This window comes from Actinosynnema sp. NPDC023587 (genome assembly GCF_040640215.1).
Classification (GTDB): domain Bacteria; phylum Actinomycetota; class Actinomycetes; order Mycobacteriales; family Pseudonocardiaceae; genus Actinosynnema.
This window is the reverse complement of the sequence record NZ_JBFABG010000001.1, coordinates 609,245-631,822: the sequence shown is the minus strand read 5'-3', so window position 1 is coordinate 631,822 and position 22,578 is coordinate 609,245. Positions and strand designations below refer to the sequence as shown.

The 22,578-nt window shown below is 72.8% G+C and carries 21 protein-coding genes; 13 read left to right on the top strand and 8 right to left on the bottom strand.

The features are described 5' to 3' along the window. The first annotated feature begins 530 nt into the window (after positions 1–530). The 4 genes from AB0G01_RS03180 to AB0G01_RS03165 all read left to right on the top strand — a co-directional run bounded on the left by AB0G01_RS03180 (position 531) and on the right by AB0G01_RS03165 (position 3,825). The gene (locus AB0G01_RS03180) at positions 531–2,009 is read left to right on the top strand and encodes a S8 family serine peptidase (protein ID WP_360939105.1); all 1,479 of its coding nucleotides are present in this window, start codon (positions 531–533) and stop codon (positions 2,007–2,009) included. 170 nt (positions 2,010–2,179) lie between these two features. Continuing rightward, positions 2,180–2,632, top strand: coding sequence for a hypothetical protein (locus AB0G01_RS03175; protein ID WP_360939103.1), 453 nt, complete (start codon positions 2,180–2,182; stop codon positions 2,630–2,632). A 3-nt stretch (positions 2,633–2,635) separates the two neighbouring features. Further along, positions 2,636–2,860 carry a helix-turn-helix transcriptional regulator gene (locus AB0G01_RS03170; protein ID WP_360939101.1) on the top strand — a complete coding sequence of 75 codons (225 nt, stop codon included), beginning with the start codon at positions 2,636–2,638 and terminating at the stop codon, positions 2,858–2,860. Next, positions 2,857–3,825, top strand: coding sequence for an NAD(P)-dependent alcohol dehydrogenase (locus AB0G01_RS03165; protein ID WP_360939099.1), 969 nt, complete (start codon positions 2,857–2,859; stop codon positions 3,823–3,825). Before AB0G01_RS03170 ends, AB0G01_RS03165 begins: the two co-directional genes overlap by 4 nt. Here the strand turns inward: AB0G01_RS03165 and AB0G01_RS03160 are convergent. Then, the gene (locus tag AB0G01_RS03160) at positions 3,822–4,634 is read right to left on the bottom strand and encodes a serine hydrolase domain-containing protein (protein WP_360939097.1); all 813 of its coding nucleotides are present in this window, start codon (positions 4,632–4,634) and stop codon (positions 3,822–3,824) included. The genes AB0G01_RS03165 and AB0G01_RS03160 overlap by 4 nt on opposite strands. Before the next feature lie 17 nt (positions 4,635–4,651). Between AB0G01_RS03160 and AB0G01_RS03155 the strand changes: the two genes are divergently transcribed. Beyond that, entirely contained in the window at positions 4,652–5,548 is an 897-nt protein-coding gene (locus tag AB0G01_RS03155) for a ribonuclease Z (RefSeq protein WP_360939095.1), read from the top strand. A 116-nt stretch (positions 5,549–5,664) separates the two neighbouring features. Here the strand turns inward: AB0G01_RS03155 and AB0G01_RS03150 are convergent, their stop codons facing one another. Further along, positions 5,665–6,504 carry an NAD-dependent epimerase/dehydratase family protein gene (locus tag AB0G01_RS03150; RefSeq protein WP_360939093.1) on the bottom strand — a complete coding sequence of 280 codons (840 nt, stop codon included), beginning with the start codon at positions 6,502–6,504 and terminating at the stop codon, positions 5,665–5,667. A 117-nt stretch (positions 6,505–6,621) separates the two neighbouring features. On the opposite strand from AB0G01_RS03150, the gene AB0G01_RS03145 reads away from it, so the two are divergent. Together AB0G01_RS03145 and AB0G01_RS03140 are read left to right on the top strand one after the other, a co-directional pair. Beyond that, positions 6,622–6,834: a hypothetical protein gene (locus AB0G01_RS03145; RefSeq protein WP_360939091.1), complete on the top strand. Its 213-nt coding sequence runs from the start codon at positions 6,622–6,624 to the stop codon at positions 6,832–6,834. A gap of 150 nt (positions 6,835–6,984) precedes the next feature. Continuing rightward, complete coding sequence (locus tag AB0G01_RS03140) at positions 6,985–8,415, top strand: hypothetical protein (RefSeq protein ID WP_360939089.1); 1,431 nt, start codon at positions 6,985–6,987, stop codon at positions 8,413–8,415. A gap of 9 nt (positions 8,416–8,424) precedes the next feature. On the opposite strand, the gene AB0G01_RS03135 is transcribed toward AB0G01_RS03140, so the two are convergent. Further along, positions 8,425–9,171 carry a hypothetical protein gene (locus AB0G01_RS03135; RefSeq protein WP_360939087.1) on the bottom strand — a complete coding sequence of 249 codons (747 nt, stop codon included), beginning with the start codon at positions 9,169–9,171 and terminating at the stop codon, positions 8,425–8,427. An 85-nt stretch (positions 9,172–9,256) separates the two neighbouring features. Here AB0G01_RS03135 and AB0G01_RS03130 point away from each other — a divergent pair, with 85 nt between their 5' ends. From AB0G01_RS03130 to AB0G01_RS03115, 4 genes are all read left to right on the top strand, one after another. After that, positions 9,257–10,468 carry a DNA cytosine methyltransferase gene (locus AB0G01_RS03130; RefSeq protein ID WP_360939085.1) on the top strand — a complete coding sequence of 404 codons (1,212 nt, stop codon included), beginning with the start codon at positions 9,257–9,259 and terminating at the stop codon, positions 10,466–10,468. A 396-nt stretch (positions 10,469–10,864) separates the two neighbouring features. Next, a complete protein-coding gene (locus AB0G01_RS03125) occupies positions 10,865–12,112 on the top strand; it encodes a thioester domain-containing protein (protein ID WP_360939083.1) in 1,248 nt (415 codons plus the stop codon). A gap of 593 nt (positions 12,113–12,705) precedes the next feature. Further along, entirely contained in the window at positions 12,706–12,879 is a 174-nt protein-coding gene (locus AB0G01_RS03120) for an antitoxin (protein WP_360939081.1), read from the top strand. Positions 12,880–12,905: 26 nt separating this feature from the next. Beyond that, positions 12,906–13,499, top strand: a complete 594-nt coding sequence (locus tag AB0G01_RS03115; RefSeq protein WP_360939079.1) for a putative glycolipid-binding domain-containing protein — start codon at positions 12,906–12,908, stop codon at positions 13,497–13,499. Between the two features lie 562 nt (positions 13,500–14,061). On the opposite strand, the gene AB0G01_RS03110 is transcribed toward AB0G01_RS03115, so the two are convergent. From AB0G01_RS03110 to AB0G01_RS03090, 5 genes are all read right to left on the bottom strand, one after another. After that, positions 14,062–15,243, bottom strand: coding sequence for a thiolase family protein (locus AB0G01_RS03110; RefSeq protein WP_360939077.1), 1,182 nt, complete (start codon positions 15,241–15,243; stop codon positions 14,062–14,064). Between the two features lie 294 nt (positions 15,244–15,537). After that, the gene (locus AB0G01_RS03105; protein ID WP_360939075.1) at positions 15,538–17,349 is read right to left on the bottom strand and encodes a fibronectin type III domain-containing protein; all 1,812 of its coding nucleotides are present in this window, start codon (positions 17,347–17,349) and stop codon (positions 15,538–15,540) included. A gap of 56 nt (positions 17,350–17,405) precedes the next feature. Further along, the gene (locus AB0G01_RS03100) at positions 17,406–19,175 is read right to left on the bottom strand and encodes a fibronectin type III domain-containing protein (protein WP_360939073.1); all 1,770 of its coding nucleotides are present in this window, start codon (positions 19,173–19,175) and stop codon (positions 17,406–17,408) included. 9 nt (positions 19,176–19,184) lie between these two features. Beyond that, complete coding sequence (locus tag AB0G01_RS03095; RefSeq protein ID WP_360939071.1) at positions 19,185–20,141, bottom strand: prephenate dehydrogenase; 957 nt, start codon at positions 20,139–20,141, stop codon at positions 19,185–19,187. Positions 20,142–20,265: 124 nt separating this feature from the next. Then, entirely contained in the window at positions 20,266–21,501 is a 1,236-nt protein-coding gene (locus tag AB0G01_RS03090) for a M20 family metallopeptidase (protein ID WP_360939069.1), read from the bottom strand. Between the two features lie 89 nt (positions 21,502–21,590). On the opposite strand from AB0G01_RS03090, the gene AB0G01_RS03085 reads away from it, so the two are divergent. Both AB0G01_RS03085 and AB0G01_RS03080 read left to right on the top strand, forming a co-directional pair. Continuing rightward, entirely contained in the window at positions 21,591–22,079 is a 489-nt protein-coding gene (locus AB0G01_RS03085) for a tRNA adenosine deaminase-associated protein (protein ID WP_360939067.1), read from the top strand. Next, entirely contained in the window at positions 22,076–22,540 is a 465-nt protein-coding gene (locus AB0G01_RS03080) for a nucleoside deaminase (RefSeq protein ID WP_360939065.1), read from the top strand. The genes AB0G01_RS03085 and AB0G01_RS03080 overlap by 4 nt, the downstream gene beginning before the upstream one ends. Positions 22,541–22,578 lie beyond the last annotated feature (38 nt).

The window sequence follows — 22,578 nt, the reverse complement described above, 5'->3', positions numbered from 1 at the left end:
GGGTCGAGCGCGCCGGCGGACCTGGTCCGGGCCACCCGGGTCGCCACCGAGGAGGGACGTGATCCTAGCGGAGTCCTCGCGCGCGGCGGCGTGATCCGTCGATTGCCGTCGACCCTCCGCGCCATTCACCGCGAGCCGGGTTTCCGGGTGCTCGAAAGATCTCCTGAAATGTCCCGGAGTGCATTTTCGAACGTCGAGCCGGGCTGTCGCGACCCGTTCCCTCGGACGTTCTCCGCAGAACCGGTGGAAAGGGCCCGGTGCCCGTTCCAGCGGTGTAACCCGTTGGGAGCATTGACATCTGGTGCGTTGATCCGCTGGTGGGAGCCCCTGCTGGGCCGAATGGCGTAACATTTCTGCCCGCAGGGGCGGAATTCCCGTCCCGGTGGATCATCTTCGGTAATGCGAGTGTGCCGGTGGGTCGGAATCCCTAGAGTTGACCACGGTTCGCGCGAACCTCTCGTAATCCAGTACCTGCATGAGGGGACCCAGGCATGGGAGAGTTCGGCGCGCCCTGGAGACGGTTGGCCGGCGTGGGAATCGCCACGGCCGCGATCGTGGGGCTGAGCGTGGCACCGGCTTCGGCTCAGGGGGGCACAATCTCGGGCGCGGACAGCGCGAACGCTGTCCCGGGCAGCTACATCGTGGTGCTCAAGGAGCGCGCGGGGATCGAGGCCGCCTCGACCCGCGAGGGTGTCAAGGTCACCCACCGCTACCAGCAGGTGATCGACGGCTTCGCGGCGACCATGTCCGAGGACGTGGCGCGCGCGCTCGCGGCGGACCCGTCCGTCGCGTCGGTCGTCCAGGACCAGAAGGTGCGCAAGTCGGAGGTCCAGGCGAACCCGCCGTCGTGGGGGATCGACCGGCTCGACCAGCGCAGCCTGCCGTTGGACAACCAGTACGCCTACCAGGGCAACGGTGACGGCGTCCACGTCTACGTGGTCGACACCGGCATCCGGACGACGCACGCCGAGTTCGGCGGTCGGGCGTCGTTCGACTTCAACTCCGCCGACACGGACAACACCGACTGCGAGGGCCACGGCACGCACGTCGCCGGCACGGTCGGCGGCACGAACGTCGGTGTCGCGAAGGCGGCCCGGCTGCACGCGGTCAAGGTGCTGGACTGCGAGGGCAACGGCACGGTCGGCACCGTGATCGCCGGCCTCGACTGGGTGGCCGCCAACAAGGTCAGCCCGGCCGTGGCGAACCTGAGCCTCGGCGGCGACGCGAACGACACCCTCGACCTCGCGGTGAACCGGACGATCGCGGCCGGCGTCACCGTCGTGGTGGCGGCGGGCAACTCGAACGCCGACGCGTGCGCCCAGTCGCCGGCCCGCGTGCCGGACGCCATCACGGTGGCCGCGTCCGACCGGCACGACGCGCAGGCGTACTTCTCGAACTTCGGCACGTGCGTCGACCTGTACGCGCCGGGCGTGGAGATCACCTCGGCGGCTGCCTACGACGACTCCTCCTACCTCGACGGCAGCGGCACGTCCATGTCGTCCCCGCACGTCGCGGGTGTGGCCGCGGCCTACCTGCGCAGCCAGCCGAACTCCACGCCGGGCGCGGTGCGCACCGCCGTGGTGAACGCCGGCACCAAGGACAAGATCACCAACCCGTCGGCGGGCACGGCGAACGTCCTGCTGCACTCGGGCGTCCTGCCGGGTCTGCCGGCGCGCCAGGACCGGATCAACCCCGGCGAGGAGCTCGTTCGCGGCCAGTTCCGGACGTCGTTCAACGGCGAGTACAAGCTGGTGCTCCAGAACGACGGCAACCTGGTGCTCTACAACCGCGCCGGTGCGGCGCAGTGGTCGAGCAAGACGTGGAACACCGACGCGACCCGCCTGTACTTCCAGTACGACGGCAACGTGGTGCTCTACTCCAACGCCGGTGTGTCGCGGTGGTCCACCAACACGCCGAACTCGGTGGGCGTCAACTTCGTGGTGCAGAACGACGGCAACATCGTCCTGTACGGCCCGTCGCAGCAGGTGGTGTGGCACCGCAAGAAGTAACCCCCGGGGCAGTGCGGGGAGGAAGTGGTCGGCGCGGCTAGTCCGCACCGGCACCAGCAGTTTCGAGCACATCGTGCCGGGGTCGCCGTGGCGACCCCGGCACGACTGCGTTCCGGCCCGGGTTGTGTCAAAGATGCTTGACATGGTGTCGCGCTTGCTTGACACTGGCCATGTCAAGTTTTCTTTACACCCCGGAGGGGCCGTTGTCGTACGAGGAGAAGGGCACGTGGGTCTACCTGGTGGTCGGCCTGGTGACCTACGCCGCCTACCTGGTCAGGCTGGTCGACCTGGCCGACGGGCGCGCCCTGGTGGACACGCCGTACGCGGCGGCGCTGCTGTGGGCGGTCGGCATCTCGGTCGCGCTGTCCGTCCTCGGACGGGTGGTCGTCGCGGTCGCCGAGCCCGGCGACCGGCACCGCGGCGACGTGCGCGACCGGGAGATCGACCGGCGCGGCGAGTACGTCGGCGGCCTGCTGGTGGCCGTGGGCATGGTGCTGCCGTTCGCGCTCGCCCTGGGCGAGGCGCGGCACTTCTGGATCGCCAACGCCATGTACGCGGTCTTCACGCTGGGCGCGGTGGCCGGCTCGCTGGTGAAGCTGCACGCCTACCGGCGGGGGTTCTGAGCCTTGGGCAAGCCCACGAAGGTCACCAACACCATCCGCGCGCTGCGGTTCGCGCACGGCGGGATGACGCAGGCCGACCTGGCCGCGCGGGTCGACGTGACCCGCCAGACGATCAACGCGATCGAGCAGGGCAAGTACTCGCCGACGCTGGAGATGGCCTTCCAGATCGCCCGGGTGTTCGGCGTCCCGCTGGTCGAGGTGTTCCAGTACCCGGAGGAGGAGTCGTGAGAGCGGTCGTGCAGGAGCGGTACGGGGTCCCGGCGGACGTGCTGTCGGTGCGCGACCTCGCGGTGCCCGTGGTCGGGGCGGGCGAGGTGCTGGTGCGGGTCGGCGCGTCGCCGGTGTCCGGGACGGACTGGCACCTGGTGCTCGGCCTGCCCTACGCCGCGCGGTTCGTGACCGGGCTGCGAAGACCCGCCAACCCCGTGTTCGGGCTGGAGTTCGCGGGCACGGTCACCGAGGTCGGCGCGGGCGTGCGCGACGTCCGGGTCGACGACGAGGTGTTCGGCTGGCACGGCGGGTCGTTCGCCGAGTACGTGTCGGTGCCCGCCGGGCAGCTCACCCGCAAGCCGCGGAACACCTCCACGGCGCAGGCGGCGGCCATGCCCATCGCGTCGTTCACCGCGCTGCAAGCGGTGCGGGACCTCGGGGAGGTCGAGCCGGGGCAGGACGTGCTGATCTCCGGGGCGTCCGGCTGCGTCGGCACCTACGCCGTGCAGATCGCCAAGGCGCTCGGCGCGCGGGTCACCGGCATCTGCGGCGCGGACAAGGCGGACCTGGTGCGGTCGCTGGGCGCGGACCGGGTCGTGGACTACCGGGAGCACGACCTCCGGGACCTCGGCGAGCGGTTCGACGTCCTGGTCGACATCTACGGCAACCCGCCGCTGGCCGCCTGCGCCGCCGTGCTGAAACCCGGCGGGACGCTGGTGTTCGTCGGCGGCACCGGCGGCCGGCTGTTCATGGGCACCGACCGCTGGCTGCGCGGGGTGCTCGTCGCGCCGTTCCGCCGGTTCAGGGTCCGGGCCCTGGTGCACCAGGACCGCCACGCCGACCTGGTGACCATGCGCGAGTACGTCGAGTCGGGCGCGGTCACGCCGGTCGTCGGGCGGGTCTACGAGCTCGACCGGGTGGCCGAGGCCATCGAGGACGTCCGGTGCGGCCGGGTGCGCGGCCAGGCCGTGGTGGTCCTCTAGCGCAGTTCGGCCAGCACCCCGTCGGTGAACGGCGGCCACGCCGCCACCGCCCACTCGCCGAACCGGCGGTCGGTCAGGGCCACGCACGCCACCCCCGCGTCCGGGTCGGACCACAGGAAGGTGCCGCTCTGGCCGAAGTGCCCGACCGTCCGGGGCGAGCTCGACGCCCCGGTCCAGTGCGGCGACTTCGCGGCCTTGATCTCGAAACCCAGCCCCCAGTCGTTCGCGCGCTGGAGCCCGTAGCCGGGCAGGACACCGCGCAGGCCGGGGAACACCACGGAGGTCGCCTCCGCCACCAGCTTCGCCGACACCAGCTTTGGGTGCTGCACCTCGGCCGCGAACCGGACCAGGTCGGCGACGGTGGAGGTGGCCCCGGCCGCGGCCGAGCCGTCCAGGCTGGAGGACGACATGCCCAGCGGGGCGAACACCCCCTCGGCGAGGTAGTCGGCGAACGGGATGCCGGTCGCGCCGGCCACCGCGTCGGCGAGCACCTCGAACCCGGTGTTGGAGTAGATCCGCTTGGTGCCCGGCGCGGCCTGCACGTCCGCCGAGTCGAACGCCAGCCCGGACGCGTGCGCGATCAGGTGCCGCAGCGTCGAGCCCTCGGGGCCGGCGGGGAGGTCCCACTCGACCGCGCCCTCCTCCACGGCGACCAGCACCGCGTAGGAGGTGAGCAGCTTGGTCACCGAGGCCAGCGGGAAGCGGTGGTCCAGCGGTCCGGACGTGCCGAGCACGCGCCCCTCCGCGTCGACCACGGCCGTGGCCGCGTGCTCCACCGGCCACTCGGACACCACGCGCAGACTTTCCATGCCGCAGACTCTGCCACGTGTCCCCCCGTGAGCTGGTCGTGCTCGGCACCGCGAGCCAGGTCCCCACCCGCACCCGCAACCACAACGGCTACCTGCTGCGCTGGGACGACGAGGGCTTCCTGTTCGACCCGGGCGAGGGCGCGCAGCGGCAGCTCCTGCTGGCCGGCGTGCCCGCCCGCGACATCACCCGGATCTGCCTGACCCACTTCCACGGCGATCACTGCCTGGGCCTGCCGGGGATCGTCCAACGGCTGTCGCTGGACCGCGCGGAACACCCGGTGCACGCGCACTACCCGGCCTCCGGCGCGCACTTCTTCGAGCGCCTGCGGCATGCCAGCGCGTTCTACGACGCGCTCGACCTGCGGGAACTGCCGGTGACCGGTCCCGGCCCGATCGCGACCGGGCCGTTCGGCGTGCTGGAGGCCCGCCGGCTGGACCACTCGCTGGAGACCTACGGCTACCGCCTGGTCGAGCCGGACGGCCGGCGGATGCTGCCGGAACGCCTGGCCGCGCTCGGCATCCACGGCCGCGCGATCCGCGACCTGACGCCCGTCCAGCGCGAGGAGGTCAGCGCGCCCCGGCCGGGGCAGCGGTTCGCGTTCATCATGGACACCCGGCTGTGCGACGGGGTGTTCGAGCTGGCGGACGGGGCGGACCTGCTGGTCGTCGAGTCGACCTACCTCCACGTCGACGAGCGCCTGGCCACCGGGCACGGGCACCTCACGGCGGCCCAGGCCGCGCGGGTGGCGGCCGAGTGCGGGGTGCGGAAGCTGGTGCTGACGCACTTCTCGCAGCGCTACACCGACCCGGCGCTGTTCCACGCCGAGGCGGCCGAGGTGTTCTCCGGCGAGGTCGTGGTGGCCGCCGACCTGGACCGCGTGCCGGTGCCCCAGCGCCGCACCGACAACGGCTGAGCCGGTGCCGGGCGCTCGATCCCGACCGGGCCGATGTGGACGGTCCCCCGGGGTGTGGGCGGTCGGACCTGACGGGTCGGCCCCGCCGCTCCCGCGCAGGGCAACGCCGGGTGGCGTCACACCGTCCGGCGCGTCGTTTCCGCCGCCCACTGCGAGCGGATCAGCGAGTCGAGGTCCGACTCCGCCGGCCGCCAGCCCAGGGCGCGCAGCTTGGCGGTGTCGGCGCGCAGCACCCCGGTCTCGCCGGGGTGCGCGGGTTTCCGGTCCGCGGCCACCGGCCGGCCGGTCACCCGGTGCACCGCCGCCAGCACGTCGGCGACCGAAGCCGGTGTCGCGCCCACGTTGTACGCCTCGTGCCCCGGTCCGCTGTTCTCCAGGGCCAGCACGAACGCCCGCGCCGCGTCGGCGACGTGCACGAAGTCCCGCACCGCCGACCCGTCGCCGTAGACCTCCATCGACGGCAGCCGCCCCGCCGCCACCGCGCACGCCCTGGTCACCACGCGGGTGTCGTCGCGGTCACCGCCGCCCGCGAGGTTGAACAGCCGCAGCGTCGTGGCGGACAGCGCGCCGGTCCGGGCGGTCCACGCCAGGGCGTCCTCGGCGGCGGCTTTGGTCGCGGCGTAGGGGTTCGTCGGCTCGCGCGGGTGCTCTTCGGTGAGCACGTGGCCACGCGGCGTGCCGTAAACGCCCGCTGTGGACGCCAGCACGAACCTCGGTGGTTTGAATTTCAACAATCGGAGGGTCCCGGTGACGTTCACGTCGTAGTACGAGAGGGGATCGTTGAACGATTCCCGGACGCGGGCCAGTGCCGCCAGATGGATCACGCCGTCCGAAGAGGGGATGTCCGCGCGGCGGATGTCCCCGGCGAACGGGATCACCTCGTGACCGGCGTTGATGAGTTGGTCAACAATGCTTCGCCCCAGGTAGCCGCGGCTCCCGGTGACCAGAACGCGCATGTCGGCCATCCCAGCACGACGCCACCCGGACGGGGGTCGGCGACCTGGGGAAAATTGCCCCTAAAGGTGTTGTCCTGCCCGGCCGATACAACCCAAGTGAGTTACCCGCATCCAGTCATGCACACGAGCATCGAGGGCGTTCTTGCGGATCACGCCGCCCAGGAGGCGAAGCGCCGGCGCTTCCTGGAGACCGCCGCGACCATCGTCGCCGCCGCGCCGCCCTCCGTGGACGACGCGCTGTCCGGCCTCACCCTCCCGGCCCTGAGGACGAACTCCCGCCGAGCCTTCCTGAACCAGGTCGACCAGGTACTTCGCGACGCCGCTCGATGATCCGGCGCGGTCGCCCCGACCGCCCTCGGCAAGTGTCACCCGGTCGTTGCCGGACCGTGCTGGGCCGTCCCACTCGCCTGCCTCTACAGTTCGTGGCACCCGGCGCTCGCCGGTTGTCTCGTCTGCTTCTCGTAAAGCGAGTTCTCGGCGATGGATCACGTCCTTTCCGCGCTCCACGAGCGCCTCGGCACCCTGTTCGGCGACCGCCTGGTCGTGCTCGCGGGAGGCACCCGGCTCAGTACGCGCGCCGGTGAGCTGCACCAGTTGGGCGCTCGCCACACCCTCGTGCTGTCGACGGACGATCACGCGCCCCTGCACGACTCCGGGGTGGCCCGCTGGGTCACGCTGGGCATCGCGGGCGGCTTCGTCGCGGTCGAGCAGAACCGGCTGACCAGGCTGCTCACCTCGCCCACCCGCCGGGTCCGGGAAGTCCTCGCCGACTTCGACCCGGCCGGCGAAGCCCTGGTGATCAGCACCCCCTACCTGCACACGCCCGAGTTCGCGGGCCGGCCGGTGCTCAACGCCCGCCGCCCCGAGTGGGTGGAGCTGGAGAACAAGACCACGATCGACGCGCTGTGGGACGAGCTGTCCGCGCCGCGCGCCCCGGCCGTGGTGCTGGACCTGGACTTCGAGGCCCTCTGGGACGCCACGCTGAAGCTCGACCGGGGCGCGGGCGTGGTGTGGTCCGGCGACGGGCCCGCCATCAACGGCGGCGCGAACTTCGTGCGCCGGGTCCGCGACCGGCAGGAGGCGCTGGACGCGTTCGCGGTGCTCGGGCCCAAGTGCGACTTCGTCCGGGTGATGCCGTTCCTGGAGGGAATCCCGGTGAGCGTGCACGGGATCGTGTTCCCGGACGGCACGGCGGTGCTGCGGCCGATCGAGATGGTCGTCCCGCGCCGCGCCGGCCAGGCCCGCTTCCTCTACGCGGGGTGCGCGTCGTACTACGACCCGCCGGCCCGCATCCGCGAGGAGATGCGCAACCTGGCCCGCCGGGTCGGCGAACGGCTGCGCGAGACCGTCGACTACCGCGGCACGTTCACCCTGGACGGCATCGCCACCGCCGACGGCTTCCTGCCCACCGAGATCAACACCCGCTACGGCGGCGCGATGGTGTGCTTCGAGGACGCCCTCCCGCAGCTCCCGCTGGCCCTGGTGCAGGTGGCCCTGGTCGCCGGCCACGACCTGGGCGTCTCGTCCATCGAGTTCGAGGAGCTGCTGGTCGCCGCCGCCGACGCCTACCGGCACGGGACGGTCGGCGCGAACGTGCGCGCGGTCAACCCGACCGAGACCGTGGAACGGCCGATCGTGTTCACCGAGTGGTCGTGCCGGTTCGCGCACCCCGAGGAGGTCCCGCACGGCGCGCTGCGGCTGCGGCCCTCGCCGCTGGGCGCGCGGCTGGAGCTGGACCTCGCCGCCGACCAGCTACCCCCGGGCCGCCCGGTGGTGGCGCTGACCGTGGCCGCGTTCGCCCTGGCCGACCAGGAGTGGCAGACCGCGCTGGGCCCGCTGGAACCCGCCGTGCCGGTCGAGGACGAGATCGCGGCGGTCCCCGTGGTCGAGCTGGACGCGGTCACCGCCTGACGGCCGGCGCTAGCCGTAGGCCGCCTGGAAGGCGTAGTGGTAGCCCATCAGCTGCGCGGTCACCGCCGCCGGCTGGTGGGCCGGGAAGTCCCCGTTCTCGTAGGCGCGCAGCAGGTCCGGGTCGCCCTGGGCGATCGCGTGCGCCCACGCGTCGTCGGTGTCCTCGTCCAGCAGCAGGTGCAGCGCCACGCACGCGGCCTCCACCAGGGCCGGCGGGCGGCTGCCCCCGAACGCGATGCCCTGGGCGACGTCCACGACGTGCTTGGGTGCCACCTCGGGCACCGCGATCGCCAGCGCCATCGAGCACGCCACCTCAGCGCCGCCCAGCGCGTCGAACACCTTCGGCGCGCCCTTCGCGACGGCGTACCGCACGTGGGTGATCCAGTCCGGTGCCACCCGGGGGAGTTCGCGGCGCAGCGGGTTCCAGCGGCGGCGGGTGCGCCGGCCGTCCGCAGTGAAGCCGGCACCCGCCAACGCCATCGCGGCCAGCAGGAAGATCACCCGATCGCGGGACGCTCCGGGCACCTTGTAGTTCGCGCCGAGCTCCACCAGGAACGGCACCGCGTGCACGCTCGCCTCGGAGACCGTGTCGTCGTCCAGCAGCCGTCTTTCGAGTTCGCCGCACGCCTCCTGGTCGCCCTTCGCCGTGCGGCGCAAGAGGTCGTCGACACCCGCCCCCCGGGCCAGCTCGGCCCACGGGGTCTTCGCCAAGCCGCGCAACGGATCCGGCCGTTGCCAGGCGAGGGGTAGCTCCATGTGCGGGAAGCTAACGGATCGGTGCCCCTGAACGGCGCAACGGCGCGGGTACGGAACGTTGCGCCGAGGTCGTACGATCATCGGCGTGCGCGGACCCTCCTACAAGGTTGTCGACCTGTTCTCGGGCGCGGGCGGCATGAGCCTGGGGTTCCAGGCGCACCGCGACTTCACCGTCGTGGGCGCGGCGGACGCGCAGATCGGCAAGCCCTCCTCGCGGCTGGGATCGTTGCGCTGCAACGGGACCTACCGGGACAACATCGGCGTCGACCCGTTGCAGGTCGACCTGGGCCGGCTGGACCCGGGCGTGCTGCGCGAGGTGTGGGGGCTGCGGCGCGGCGAGCTGGACGTGCTGGTGGCGTGCCCGCCGTGCTCGGGCTTCACCCGGATCACCGCCGCCAACCACCTGCGGGACGACCCGCGCAACTCGCTGGTCGGGCGGGTCGCGGCGTACGTGGCCGAGCTGCGACCGCGCGTCATGCTGCTGGAGAACGCCCGCGAGCTGGTGAAGGGCAAGCAGCGGCACCACCTCGACGGGCTGGTCGACCAGTTGCTGGAGCTCGGGTACGAGGTGGACGCCTCGTCGCACATGCTGTCCCGGTTCGGGCTGCCCCAGTTGCGCGAGCGGGCGGTGGTGGTCGCGGTGGACCGCGGCGTGCCGCTGCGGACGATGGACGACCTGTGGGCGGGCTGGGAGGTGCGCCCGGCGGCGGTGACGGTGCGGCGGGCGATCGGCAAGCTGCCGCGCGTGCCGGCGGGCGAGGCCGACCCCGAGGACCCGGTGCACGTGTCGCCGTCGTTCCGGCGCGGCCGGTCGCTGGACCGGATGATGGCCATCCCGGCGAACGGCGGGTCGTGGGGCGACCTGGTCGGGTCACCGGCCGAGCGGTTGCTGAACCCGGCGCAGCACAAGATCATCGAAGACGGGAAGTGGGGATCGCACCCGGACGTCTACGGGCGGATGTGGTGGGACGAGCCGGCGCGGACCATCAAGCGGGAGTGCGGGCACGTCGGCAACGGTCGCTACGCGCACCCGGAGCAGGACCGGCTGTGCACGGTGCGGGAGATGGCGCTGCTCCAGGGGTTCCCCCGGAAGTTCCGGTTCGACGTGTCGATCATCGGCAATGCGTACCGGCATCTGGGTGATGCCGTTCCCCCGTTGGTGTCATACCAGCTCGCAGCGCTGTGCCGGTGGATTCTCGCTGGTCAGCCGCCTACGGCCAGGGATTTGTGCCTTCCAGGCACGTCGCTGCGCGTGGGCGACGTGCGCCCGGTGGTCCCCGCCGAGCTGGTCGCCTAGATATCTTTTCCGCAACGGTGTTGCGTCGGTTCGGCGCGCTCTCTGCGACGTGAGCTGGGTCATACAGCCTCTGACCTGCGGTGATTCCATCTTCGTCGCAGTGGTGCGGGCCATTCGCCAGTAGGCGAAACGGCCATTCGACACGCTGTTCGCACTGGTCCGACCGGGTGTTCGATCATCCTCTGTGGACGGTCGCGATCCATTTTGGCTGATCGGGATGGGTGCTACCCACAGTATTCCCCGTACACGTTCGGGGGAAACCCAATCGGATAGTGTTCCGGCCATTCCTGACGATCCGGTGTCGGCGCACCTCTGCACCCGTGCAGCCCGCCGGATCCGGCCAGGACCGCCGCCTTGAACGACACCACGGGCTTCCAGCGAGCCTCAAGGAGACACATGGCACCCCGGTTGACCCTGAAGCGCATGGGGGCTGCGGTCCTCGGCGCTTCGCTCCTGTTCATGTCCGCCCTCCCGGCCGCGGCCGACGCCGTCAAGGTGACGCCCGACGCCGGGGCGGACGAGCCCGGCATGGGCCTGAACCTGATCGACAAGGACGGCAAGCCCGTCGACGCCGGGGGCACGAACGCCAAGCTCATCGGGCTCAAGATCATCGAGAACGGCAAGTCGCAGACCGCCACCGCGTACTGCGTGGAGCTGCCGACGCGACTCCTGGACAACACGCCGCTCGAAGAGGTGCCCTGGAACGAGCACCCGAACTCGAACACGAAGTTCAAGGAGAACGCGGCCAAGGTCAACTGGATCCTCCACAACAGCTACCCGACGGTCCCCTTCAAGGACGTCGCGGAAGCGGCCGGGGTCCCCGACCTCAAGACCGTCAAGGTCAGCGCGGTCATCGTGGCCACCCAGGCCGCCATCTGGCACTTCACCGACGAGATCACCCTCGACGAGAAGAACTCGACCGTCGAGGACGAGGACAACGTCGACGAGGACGTCCTCGCGATCTACAAGAAGCTCACCGGTCCGGACAACGTCGGCATCGGCGACGAGCCGGCCCCGACGCTGACCGTCGACCCGAAGGAGCTCGAAGGCTCGGCGGGCTCGCTGATCGGCCCGTTCACCGTCAAGACGACGGCGGACAAGGTCATCGTCGAGGCGGGCATCCCCCAGGGCGTCGCCCTCACCGACAAGGACGGCAAGCCGCTCGACGTCGTGCAGCAGGGTGACCTGTCGGCGAAGGCCGAGACCAAGGTCGGCGAGATCTTCATCAAGGTCGACGAGGGCGTCGCGCCCGGCTCGGTCGAGTTCACCGTCCGCGCCACCGCCCAGTTGCACCACGGCCGGTTGTTCGTGGCCAGCGACCGCAACAAGCAGACCCAGTCGCTGGTGATCGCCAAGCCGACGCAGGTGGACGCCCTGGACAAGGCGAAGGCCAAGTGGTCGGAGAACACGACCACCACCACGCCGACCACCACGACCACCTCGCCGGCCGAGGCCACCACCACGACCACGACCACGGTCGCGCCCACCACGACGACGACCGAAGCCCCGGCGGGCCCCGGCGGCAACGAGGACGACCTGGCCTCCACCGGTGCGTCCATCTTCGTGCCGCTGCTGATCGGCCTCGGCCTGCTCGGCGCGGGTGCCGCGGCAATGATCATCGTGCGCCGCAAGAAGACCGCGTAGTACCGGCTGGGTAGTACGGGGCCGGGTAGTACCGGCCGCGTACTACCGGTCGCGTAAGACTGACCTGCTTCCGGCAGGTGACGGACCTGCTTCCGGCAGGTCGGCGGGCCGCCAGGAAGTCGCGGCCTCGCCTGTGGTCTCGGAACGGGCCCCCTCGGAACACCGAGGGGGCCCGTTCCGCGTTCACGGGCTTGTGCGAAAGGCGGTCACGGTGCGGGAGCTGCTGACCGGCTCCCCGGGCTTCCGACCGGTGGTCGCCGCGCGCGGTGACCGAAGCGACGGTGGTCCGGGCACCGAACCCTCCCCACCCCGCCCCACGGCCACGACGGGGTCTTCCGGAGCCGGTCACGTCGGACCGGTTGCCCACAGCCGCGAGAGCACTGCCAGGCGGCTCTGCGAGTTGGTGCGCCGGCTGGGTGCCTGCTTGGAGTATCAGGTGGCGGTGTCGGGTGGCGGTGTGCCGTGGTGAGGACCACGCTCGGTGTGTCCGCTCCGGCGGCGGCTGGGCTCCCGTCAGGTGCCGGAGGTAGCGTTTGGAGCTGGGGACGCGAGGGCGATTCGGGTAGCCTGCGTCAGGAGTGCGAGGGAGCACGATGAACTTCGACGAGATCAAGAACAAGGCGCTCGAACTGGCCGAGCAGAACCACGAGAAGGTGGACCAGGGCATCGACGCCGCAGCCGGCTTCATCGCCGGCAGGTTCGGTCACGAAGAGCAGGTCAAGGGCGTGGCCGAGAAGGCCAAGGACATCCTTCCGGGTGGAGAGTGAATTCGTTCAACACGGCTGAGCGGGCAGTGCCCCAGGGAGACACCCGCTCGCCTTCCGCGCAGATCGTGACCTGGCAGGGCTACGACGTGGCCCGACTGGAGCAGGTCCGGTTCCTGCTGTCCGAACCGAGGCTGCGGGCGTCCGGCAGACTGGTGTCGGCCGGACCCGACGAGCAGTTCAGCGGGTCGTTCGAGGTGTCCGTCGGCGAGACCGGCGCGGTCACCCGGCTCCTGCTGCGCACCGCGACGGTGTCCGAAGAGCGTCAGATCTCGGTGTCCCGGTCGTCCGAGGGCGTGTGGCTGGTCGACTCCGGCCGAGGCGCGGAACGGGTCGACTTCGACGGCGCGGTCGACGTGGACGTGCAATTCGCGGTGCTGTTCAACGCGATCCCGATCCGCCGGCTCGGCTTGCAGAACGAGCCGGGTGAACAGGAACTGCCGGTCGTGTACGTGACGCTGCCCGACCTGTCGGTGCGGTTGGTGCACCAGACGTACCGGACCGTGTCGGTGGGGGAGGAGCAGTCCGTGGTGTCGTTCGAGAGCGGTGAGTTCCAACAGGACATCACGGTCGACAAGGCCGGCCTGGTGCTGGACTACCCGCGAATCGCCCACCGCATCTGACCGCTTGACGCATCTGACCGTGCACCGCATCTGACCGCGCATCGCATCCGACCGCCCGCAGTCCTTTCGGGAGGGTCGAACGGGGCATTGCCGCCCCACAGCCTGATTTGGCGACCTGCTGATCGACCCCAGGCCAACGCACGCGGGCTAGACTGGTGCGGTAATCCGCACCAGTGGGACGTCAATGCCCCGGCAACAGCGCCATTCGTCCCACAACCGAGTGAAGAAGTCGGAAATACGTACGGAAACACTGTTTCCGACACTCGGTGAAGAATGAACGTCCGCCTGAACCCCACACCACTGAACCCACCACCCGCGCCCCCCCACCCCTCCCTCACAGTCATGAGGAACGCGCCCCCGGCCACTCGCAAGGTCAGCCGCCAAAGCCAGTCCGCCGGACCAGTCGGCAAAGCCAGTCCGCCGGGCCAGTCCGCCAGGCCACACCGGACCCAGCCCGGAAGGCCGAACCGAGGCCCACCACCGGACCCAGCGCAGGGCTGCGGGCGAACCTGGCGCGGGGCTTCTGCGGGGCGTGCTGACTGCCGGGGCGCTGTGGGTGTGGCTAGACGCGGACCGCGATGGCCATGCCCTGGCCTACGCCTACGCAGGCCGCCGCGATGCCCAGGCCGCCGCCGCGTGCTCGTAGGTGTCGGCACAGGTCGACCACCACTCGGGGCATCGACGCGCTCAGGGGGTGGCCGTAGGCGATTGCGCCGCCGTGCACGTTCACCTTTTCCCGCTCCACCTCCGGCAGGTGGTGCAGGACGGACAGCGCCATCGCGGCGAATGCCTCGTTGATCTCCCACAGGTCCACGTCCGCGCCGGAGATTCGCAGGCGCGCCAACAGTTTCCGGATCGCCGCGACCGGGGCGAGGGTGAAGCGGTGGGGTTCGTCGGCGGTGACCGCGCTGCCCAGAACCTCGCCCAGCGGGGTGATGCCCAGGTCGGTGGCGACTTCCTCGGTGCCCATCAGGAGCGCCGTCGCGCCGTCGTTGATCGGGGACGAGTTGCCGGCCGTCACGGGGCCCGAGTCGGAGAACGCCGACGCCAGCTTCCCGAGCTTCTCCAGGGACGTCTCCGGGCGCACCGACTCGTCGCGCCGGACCGCCGAGCCGTCCGGTAGCTGGACCGGGAACGCGAACCCGACGTGCACGCCCGCGTCCCACGCCGCCGAGGCCCGCCGGTGCGAGCGCAGCGAGTACAAATCCATCTGCTCGCGGGTGATGCCGAGCGCCACCGCCACGTCCTCGGCGGCCCGGCCGAGCGGCACCGTCCACTCTGCACGCATTCGGCGGTTCACCAGCCGCCAGCCCAGGGTGGTGGACACCGCTTCCATCCGGTCCGCGAACGCCTTGTCGGCGCGCGGCACCACGAACGGGGCGCGCGTCATGCCCTCCACACCACCCGCCACGAGCAGGTCCGCGTCGCCCGTCGCCAGGGCCCGCCCGGCCTGCACGATCGCCTCGCCGCCGGACGCGCACAGCCGGTTCACGGCGACCCCCGGCACGGTGGGCGGCAGGCCCGCGAGCAGCGCCGCCATCCGGCCGATGTTCCGGTTCTCCTCGCCCGCGCCGTTCGTGTTGCCGTACAGCACGTCGTCCACCCGCGCCGGGTCCACCCGGTGTCTGCGCAGCAGTTCGGTGATGGGCAGCGCGGCCAGGTCGTCCACGCGCACCCCCGACAGCCCGCCGCGGTAGCGGCCGAACGGGGTGCGGGCGGCGTCGAGGATCAGCGGGCGGTGCATGGCTCTCATCTTGGCACCGGAGGCCATCGCAGGCTCCCGGCCACGTGCACCGGAAACCGTCAGCCACGTGACCGGAAGCTGTCAGCGGCGTGACCGGAAATCACCAGCCGCGTGACCGGAAATCATCAGCCGCGTGACTGGAAACCGTCAGCCAGGCGAACCGGAAACCGTCGGCCGCGTGACCCAAACCGTCGACCACATGGACCGAAACCGTCGGCCACGTGGACCAGCAACCGTCCCGATACGCCGTCACGCGGCCGGGGAACCGCCCGGAGGTCGCCGGCGGAAGCCTGGCTAGTCGACTGAGAACGAGACGAACGCCGAGGTGGGGCGGGTGGCCGGGTCGGTGCCGAACAGCTTGACCTCGATCATGTGCGGTCCGGACGACAGCCCTCCGGTGTCCAGCGCCAGCCGGTAGTTCCCGGCGATGCCCGGTCCGGCCAGGTTCGTCGGCACCGCTGCCACCCGGTCGCCGTCCAGCCGCACGACGAACCCGGCCAGGCCCGCCAGGCCCGTGCCGCGCTGCCCGGACCGCCCGTCCAGCACCAGGTCGAACACCACCCGCCCGCGCTGGATCGGCGCACCTTCGGGCACCGGCCGCCCGGCCGCGTCCAGAACCGTGCCGTCGGCCCGCGCCAGGACCGCCTCCAGCCCGTTCAACGGGGTCGTCTCGGTGCTCGGCGGGCTCGTGGACGCGCCGGGGGCGGCGGTGAGCTCCAGGTCGGCGTGCGTGGCCTGCACGCGCAGCGGCGTCACCACGGTCGCCCGCACGTGGTCGCCGGTGCGCACCAGCGCCGCCGCCGGCAGGTCCGCCACCACCGGGTAGCCGACCCCGGCCCGCCACGGCGCGCCCGGCACGGCGGGGCGCAGCGGCACCCGCTGCTCACCCACCGCCAGGGTGAACTCCGGCGCGGTGGGCGACGGGTCGGAGTGCAGCAGGGTCAGCCGCAGTTGCCCGCCGGTCACGCCCGGGATCGGCGTGGTGCCGCCCTGCGCCGGCTCCGGCGCGACCACGACCCGCACTTCCGGCGCGGGCACGGCCGGCGGCGGGGTCGCGGGCGCGGCGTCGAACGCGGCCAGGCTGAGGGTGACCCGCTGGCCGGTCGGCCCGGAGACCGAGACCAGCGCGGTCGCCTCGGTCCAGGTCGGCACGGCCGGGCTGGTGGCCACCACCTCGCCGTCCACCAGCACCCGTGCGCCATCCCGCCGCAGCGCCAGTTCCCAGCGGTGGGTCAGGCCCCGCTCCAGCACCGGCACCGCGCGCACCGACGTGGTCGGCGCGCCCTCGGCGGTCAGCACCTCGGCGGTGGTCGTGCCGTTGCCGGACGCCACCCGCAGCCGGATCGCACCGGGCGGCAGGCCGTCGCCGCTCACCGTGCTCACCGGGCCGGGCACCAGGTCCAGGGTCAGTTCGCCGTCCGCGCCGGGCGCGTCGGTCTCGACGATGAACCGGCCCCGGTCGTCGGCGTCGCGCAGCACGAACGGCGTGCGCGACCGCAGCACCGCCGGGGCCGCCGCGCAGTTGCTGCTGATCACCAGCCGCCGGCCGTCGTCGCCCCGGCCGGGGGTGGCGCGGGCGCAGTTCGGTCGGACGGCGAGCCGCCAGCGCGCCGGGTCGGGCGCGTCCGCCTGGTCGAACAGGTCGAGCACCGCGTACTCGCCGGACCGCGCCGACCTCGGCGTCGCCCGTCCGCCGGCCGGCTCGGAGCGCTGCCCGTAGGCGTCCACGGCGCGCACCTCGACCTGGTACTCCGCGCCGTCGTCCAGCCCGTCGAGCTGGGTCGCGGTCTGGGCGACGAGCCGGTGGTGGTCGATCCGGCCGTCGCGACCCCACCCGATCTCGTAGCCGGGCGCGTCACCGGTCCACAGCACCTGCACCCGGCCCGGTCCGGGCAGCACCCGCACCCCCTCCGGGGTGTTCGGCGCGGCACCGGGCGTCGGCACCAGCACGCCCTCCGCGGCGAACGGCGCGAGCGAGGTCGGCGGCGGCACGGACGTGGGCGGTCCGGCGGACGGGTCGTCCGCGCCCGTGGTGCGCAGCACCGCCACGACCCCGCCGAAGAGCACCAGGCCGGCGGCGATGACGGCGATCCGGCGACGGTCCATGGCGTCAAGCTATGCGCCCGGGTGATCGGGGTCACCAGGTGTTGCGCACCCGAGACCTAGCCCGCGCCGATCTCGAAGGACTGGTCCGCGGCCCGCACCCCGCCCCGGTCGTCCACCGGGAGCACCCGCACCGCCACCCGGTGCGCGCCGCTCGGCAGGTCCGCGAGGTCCAGCAGGAACTCGTGCCGCCCGCCGACCGAGCCGCCGGTCGGCAGGGTGACGATCCGCTCGCCGTCCAGGTCGACCTCGACGCCCTTGATCGCGGCGAGCTCGCGGACGGGTTCGGCGAGCAGCTCGACCACCAGCCTGGCCCGGCCGCCGCGCGGGAACACGCCGGTGGGCCCGGTGTCGTGCACGACGACCACGGTCGCCGGGGCCGCCCGCACGTCCGGCAGCCCGCGATCGGTGAGGCGGGGCAGCGGGCGCGGCGCGTCGGGCCCGTCGGCCACCACCACGTGCGAGTCGTTGACCAGGAACTTCTGCGCGCCGCGCAACCGGACCTCGGTGTCGCCCGCCGGTTCGGTGAGCGGGAAGTCCGCGTAGAGCACGGCGGACTTGTCCGACCCGCCGGAGGCCATGAACGCCGCCGGCGCGGACCGCCCGCCGAACTCGACGGTGATCGGCACGTCCCGCACGTCCCCGCTGACCGCGATCACCGACGCGGTCACCCGGGCCGACGTGCCGCCCGCCAGCCGGGGCGCGGGCACCGTGCCGAGGGCGACCGCCTCGGCCCGCACCGCGCCGAGCCCCAGCGGCACCACCGACGACGGCACCGGGCCCTCCGGCGCGCCGCCGACGCCGAACACGTCGAGCTGGGTGTGCCGGGCGTTGCGGAACGCCAGGCGCGGCCGGGCGACCGCCCACGGCACCGCCACCGACGCGGCGGCCAGCGCTTCGCCGTCCCGCAGCGCCACCACGGCGTCCGGCAGGACCCGCAGCTCCCAGCGGTGCCGCACGCCCGGTGCGGGCAGCCGCGACGTGCCGCCGATCGGCACCACCCGGGAGGTGGTCGGGATGCCGGGACCGACCTCGAAGCTCGCCCCGTAGGAGGTGATCCGCAGGGCCAGCGCGCCCGGCGGGTGCGGCCGGCTCAGCCGCCCGATGTCGTGGAACGGGTCGGGCAGCAGCGCGAGCACCATCTCGGCGTCGCCGGACCGCGCGAAGTTCGGGCCGTCCGTGGTGAACACGACCCGGCCGACCGCGCCGTCCGGCTGCGGCGCGCCCAGCCGCAGCGGCACGTTGGACTGGAGGTCCAGGGCGTCGCAGCCGACTTCGAGGCGTCGGCCGTTGAGCGCGCGCAGGCCCAGGCAGTCGGCGTTGCCGCCGTCGAACACCCGCCAGCGGAGCGGGTTGAGCGCGATCGGGCCGTCGAGCACGTCGAGCGGCGGCACGAGGTGGTCGTCCCACGACTCGTCGTGCAGCAGCCGGGGCACCGCACTGGCCGAGGCGGGCGACGACCGCCGGCCCAGCCCGTCGACCGCCCGCACCTCGACCTCGACGTCGGTGTCGGCGTCCAGACCGGTCAGCTCGGTCTCGGTCGACTGCACCAGCCGCACCCGGTCCGACCACCGCACCTCGAACCCGCCGTACGCGACACCGCCGGTGGCCGTCCAGTCCACCCGCAGGCTCGTCCGGTCCAGGGCGGTGAGGTGCAGGTCGCTCGGTTCGCGCACCGGCGCGCTGTCGGCGACGTACTCGACCCGCTGGTCCAGGTACCGGGTGAACTCCGGCGGCACGGCCGGCGCGGACTCGTGGCGCAGCGCCACCACCGCGCCGCCGATCACCGCGAGGCCGCCGACCCAGGCGGCGAGCTTGCCGAGCTTCACCCGTCGACCCTAGGTGGTCCGCGCGAGCGCGGTGCTGCCGTCCAGCCCGACGACGCGCCCGCCGCGCGAGCCGAGGGCCCGCAGCGCCGCCAACGCCTCCGGGGACGTGAGGTCGACGGTCAGGCTCGTGCCGCCGGCCTCCTGCCGCTCGACCAGCGCCAGCCGGGCCTCGTGGCCGGCGTCGAGGGTCTTGGCCAGCCCGCCGGTGGACGCCAGCGACCCGCGAGCCGCGCCGAGCCGGCCGAGCGCGTCGTCCACCGCGCCCAGCAGCGCCGAGCGGTTGCCCTCGCACATCGCCCGGACCAGCTCGGGCCGGCTGCCCGCGACCCGCGTGCCGTCGCCGAACGACCCGGCGGCCAGGGCCAGCGCGAGCGGCCCGCCGTCCGCGCCGACGCTGGCCAGCACGGCGGCCAGCAGGTGCGGCAGGTGCGAGATCCGGGCCACGGCGGCGTCGTGCTCGTCGGCCGTGGCGGGGACGACGTGCGCCCCGGCGGCCAGCGCGAGCCCGATCACGTCGGTGAGCACGTCCACGTCGGTCCCGTCCTCGGCCGACACCACCCAGGCGGCGTCGCGGAACAGGTCGGACCGCCCGGCCGCCCAGCCGGACGCCGACGTGCCCGCCATCGGGTGGCCGCCGACGTACCGGGCGTCCGGCGCGACCCGTGCCACCAGGTCCCGCACCGGGCCCTTCACGCTGACCACGTCGGTCAGCCGCACGCCGGCGGGCAGCGCGCGGAGCACGTCCTCCACGTTGGGCAGCGGCACGGCCACCACGACCAGGGCGTCCCGCTCCCGGGCCCGCTCCAGCGCCTCGGCGAGGCCGGTCACGGCGTACCCGTCGGCCCGCGCGGCCTCCGCGTCCTGCTCGGACGCCGTCGCGCCCCACACCGCCCGCCCGGCCGCCGCTGCCGCGCGCAGCACCGAACCACCGATCAACCCGAGTCCGACCACGCACACGTCACGCACGGGGACATCCTGCCGGAAGCGGCACCCCCGCACGGCCACGCTCGCCGCCGGGCCGCCCGGAACCGGGGCGCGACCCCGTCCCGGGCGGGCGGTTCGCCCGGTCCCGCGCCCCGGTCCGCGCGGGTCAGCGCAGGGCGTCGAGCGCGAACGCGGTGTGCACGACCACGCCGTGCTCCATCGCGGCCTCGTCGAACAGCACCCGGTTGGAGTGGTTGGGCTCGGCCTGGGCCAGGTCCACGCCGCGCGGGCACGCGCCGAGGAACGACATCGCGCCCGGGACGCGTTGCAGCACGTAGGAGAAGTCCTCCGCGCCCATCAGCGGGTCGTCCATCGGGGCGGCCCAGCGGCTGCCCAGGGCGGCGGCGGTGACGTCCAGGACGTGCGGGCCGACCTCGTCGTCGTTCACCGTCACCGGGTAGCCGGCGATGACCCGCACCCGGGCCGTGCAGCCGTGCGCGGCGGCGACGTGCTCGCAGACCTGCTGGAGCTCCTGGTGCACCAGCGCCCTGGTGTCCTCGCTCAACGTCCGGATCGTGCCCTCGACCAGGGCGGTCTCCGGGATGATGTTGGTGGTGGTGCCCGCCTTGATGTTGGTCACCGACACCACGGCCGGCCGGTGCACGTTGACCCGGCGGGCGACCATCGTCTGGAGCGCGCCGACCAGCGCGGCGGCCGGCGGGATCGGGTCGGTCGCGTCGTGCGGCATCGCGCCGTGCCCGCCGCGCCCGGTGATCGTGACGTGGAAGGTGTCCGCCGAGGCCATGGTGGGTCCGGGGCGGGAGACCACGACGCCCGATTGCAGCGTCGAGGTGATGTGCAGGGCGAACGCCTTCTCGACGGGGGTGCCGGCGACGTCGAGCAGGCCCTCGTCGAGCATGTGCTTCGCGCCGTGCATCCCCTCCTCGCCCGGCTGGAACATGAACACGACCTGGCCGGTCAGCGCGTCGCGCCGGGAGGACAGCAGCCGGGCGGCCGACGCCAGCATCGCCACGTGGGTGTCGTGCCCGCACGCGTGCATCGAGCCCGCGACCTCCGACGCGTACGCCAGGCCGGTCTCCTCCTGGAGCGGCAGCGCGTCCATGTCGCCCCGCAGCAGGACGGTCGGTCCCGGCCGCGCGCCGCGCAGGACCGCCACCAGGGACGTGCTGGACTTGCCCGTGGTGATCTCCAGCGGCAGACCCGCCAACGAGTGCTGGATCGCCGCCTGCGTGGCGGGCAGGTCCAGCCCCTGCTCGGGGTTGCGGTGCACCTGCCGTCGCAAGGCGACCGTCCGGGGCTGTAGCGCACGAGCCGCCTCCACCAGCCCGGTGAACCGGGGCTCGGGTGCGCTCGTCCGTGCGTTCGGCAGCGTTGTGCTCATCCCTCGATAGTGGCACCGGAAAGCCCCTGCTGCCTCCGGCCGAGGCCCCCGTGCTACCGGGTGCGGTGCGGTGGCCCTACGGTGTGCACATGGCACACCAGGAGCCGGTGAACGGCTTCGCCGTCGCGGTGGTTCGGGAAGACGGCCGCTGGCGGTGCAGCAGGATGGACGGCTCGGCGCTGTCCGAGCTCGACGCGGCGATCACGGAACTGCGCCAACTCCGCTCCACCGGTGCCGTCTTCGGACTGCTCGCGGTAGACGACGAGTTCTTCATCGTCCTGCGCCCGGTGCCCGGCGGGGTGTCGCTGCTGCTGTCCGACGCGGCGGCGGCGCTGGACTACGACATCGCGGCCGACGTGCTGGACCTCCTGCGGGTCGACCCACCCGACGAGGAGGACGAGGAGCTGTGGCCCGAGGGTGACCTGGCCGTCCTCACCGATCTGGGGATGCCGCAGCACGAGTTGCAGGTGATCGTGGACGAGGTCGACCTGTACCCGGACGAGCAGCTCCAGATGATCGCCCAGCGGTGCGGCTTCGGCGACGAGTTCACCAAGCTGCTGGACACCATCCAGGCGTGACCGGTGCGGCGGGCCGGGACCGGGAGCTGGTCCGGACGGCCATCGAGGTCGCCCGGCGCGCGCCGCTGACCGGGGACGTGCCGATCGGCGCGGTCGTGGTCGGTCCGGACGGGGTCGAGCTGGCGCGGGCGTGCAACGCCCGGGAAGCGACCGGGGACCCGACCGCGCACGCCGAGGTGCTGGCCCTCCGCGCGGCGGCGGCCGTGCTCGGCGACGGGTGGCGACTGGCCGGGTGCACCCTCGCGGTGACCGTCGAGCCGTGCACGATGTGCGCCGGCGCGCTGGTGCTGGCCAGGGTCGACCGGGTGGTGTTCGGGGCGTGGGAGCCCAAGACCGGCGCGGTCGGCTCGCTGTGGGACGTCGTGCGCGACCGCAGGCTCAACCACCGGCCCGAAGTGGTCGGGGGAGTGCTGGCCGAGGAGTGCGCGGAACTGGTGGAATCCTTCTTCGCGGACCTGTGACGCCCATCACATATGCGTTATGGGCCGTTCGGAGGAGG

Bases quoted from the DNA above. Each gene is read 5' to 3' on its own strand.
- AB0G01_RS03105 (WP_360939075.1), bottom strand. From the start codon at position 17,349: ATGGACCGTCGCCGGATCGCCGTCATCGCCGCCGGCCTGGTGCTCTTC.
- AB0G01_RS03110 (WP_360939077.1), bottom strand. From the start codon at position 15,243: ATGCACCGCCCGCTGATCCTCGACGCCGCCCGCACCCCGTTCGGCCGC.
- AB0G01_RS03175 (WP_360939103.1), top strand. From the start codon at position 2,180: ATGTCAAGTTTTCTTTACACCCCGGAGGGGCCGTTGTCGTACGAGGAG.
- AB0G01_RS03140 (WP_360939089.1), top strand. From the start codon at position 6,985: ATGGATCACGTCCTTTCCGCGCTCCACGAGCGCCTCGGCACCCTGTTC.
- AB0G01_RS03125 (WP_360939083.1), top strand. From the start codon at position 10,865: ATGGCACCCCGGTTGACCCTGAAGCGCATGGGGGCTGCGGTCCTCGGC.
- AB0G01_RS03085 (WP_360939067.1), top strand. From the start codon at position 21,591: ATGGCACACCAGGAGCCGGTGAACGGCTTCGCCGTCGCGGTGGTTCGG.
- AB0G01_RS03160 (WP_360939097.1), bottom strand. From the start codon at position 4,634: ATGGAAAGTCTGCGCGTGGTGTCCGAGTGGCCGGTGGAGCACGCGGCC.
- AB0G01_RS03150 (WP_360939093.1), bottom strand. From the start codon at position 6,504: ATGCGCGTTCTGGTCACCGGGAGCCGCGGCTACCTGGGGCGAAGCATT.
- AB0G01_RS03090 (WP_360939069.1), bottom strand. From the start codon at position 21,501: ATGAGCACAACGCTGCCGAACGCACGGACGAGCGCACCCGAGCCCCGG.
- AB0G01_RS03145 (WP_360939091.1), top strand. From the start codon at position 6,622: ATGCACACGAGCATCGAGGGCGTTCTTGCGGATCACGCCGCCCAGGAG.
- AB0G01_RS03120 (WP_360939081.1), top strand. From the start codon at position 12,706: ATGAACTTCGACGAGATCAAGAACAAGGCGCTCGAACTGGCCGAGCAG.
- AB0G01_RS03135 (WP_360939087.1), bottom strand. From the start codon at position 9,171: ATGGAGCTACCCCTCGCCTGGCAACGGCCGGATCCGTTGCGCGGCTTG.